The organism is Clostridioides sp. GD02377, assembly GCF_045899875.1.
In the GTDB taxonomy this organism is placed as follows: Bacteria; Bacillota; Clostridia; order Peptostreptococcales; family Peptostreptococcaceae; genus Clostridioides; species Clostridioides difficile_A.
Map to the genome: position 1 here is coordinate 1 of NZ_JBJODA010000053.1, position 1512 is coordinate 1512.

Here is a 1512-nt window from a genome sequence, read left to right on the forward strand (position 1 = left end):
TCTACTGCATCCATTGCAGCCTTCTTGATTACTTGTAATAATTCCTGTGACACTTTATCACCTCACTTATATAAATCTTCTCACATGTGTATATGCTTTTCCTTTTCTATATGAATCAACTGATTGTATTTTTACTACATCACCAGTCTGTGGCGAATGAATCATTTGACCGTTTCCAAGATACATCATTACGTGATTACTACTACCTCCACCAACTCTACATAGTAAATCTCCTGCTTTCCACTTACTTCTATCTTTTAAATCTACAGCCTTACCTACTTTACTTTGTGTTGCAACTGTTCTAGGGATGCTTATACCTATTTGTTTATAACACCATTGAGTGAATCCACTACAATCAAAATTATTAGGTCCCGTTGCTCCGTATATATATTTACAACCTAATTTACTTTTAGCTATACTAATTAGTTTATCTGCTTTAGAACTATTGCTCGTGGATGTATTAGCATTGTTATTATTTTGAACTTGATAAGTTGTATCTTTTAAATTCTTTTCTGCTTCTTCATTACTTCCGACTCCTGTACCTGAATTATTAGGACTATAGGTACTTCCTGTTATTTGTTTATAAAACTTACCTACTCCTGGCACCCAATCTTTATTAAGATGGCTATCATAAAGTGGAGCATACTTATCTCTTATGCTTTCTAATGTTTTTCTTCCTGTATGGATGTAATTTCTTGATAGATTACTAATACCTCTTTTTATTCCTTCATCTACAGAAGAAAAAGACATACCTTTCATCCCGAAGAAATTATTTTTATTCTTACAAAGTGGAGAATTTCCATTTTCAGTTTCATGTATAGAAATAGCAGCCATTAAAGCTGCATTTACTTTGTAAGCATTAGAATATTTAACAAATATATTTCCTGTATTTGATAACTTATTTTTAAATACTTTATTCAATTTATTTATCATATCATTGTCTTCTTTGCTTGTAGTACTCTGTGCAGGACCATTTTTCTTTTCGTCTTTATTATTTGTATTTCCACTACTATAGCTTGATGAAGAATAAGAAGCAAATTCGTCTCCATCAACAAGAGTCAAATCCATAAAATGACTGTTATTTTCAAAGGTATGCTTTACTTTCTCAACTAACATATAATTTTGTAACTCTATATCTCCTAACGACAAAAAAACAGGTACTAAACAACCTGCTCTCACTCTAATATCTCCAATTGCGTTTTTTAAACTTAGCGACTTAGTTTTCTTATTATATAGTTTTAAAAGTATATCACATTTTTGTTTTATCTCTGCTTCGCTCATGTTCTTGTCTACTGTATCAAACATTTGAAGTATTCCCCAACTTCTCATATGTGTAGAATCTTGAGCAATATACACATCTCTTTTACTTGTTTCTTCATTGTCTCTCACAAGTTTAATTTTTGTATAAGTATCACTATCAATAGAAGAATTATAATCAAAGTCTTCTATTACATCATTGTCCATTACTATATCTAATTTCATTGATGCAACATTTTTTAGTGTTAATCTTCC

At 30.6% G+C, this 1512-nt stretch carries 1 protein-coding gene; it reads right to left on the bottom strand.

Features of this window, described 5'->3' with window-relative positions; all coding sequences use genetic code 11:
• Positions 1-66: 66 nt before the first annotated feature.
• Positions 67-1512 (bottom strand): NlpC/P60 family protein (locus Q3304_RS20640; protein ID WP_407815481.1); only part of this gene is annotated, 1446 nt, incomplete at its 5' end.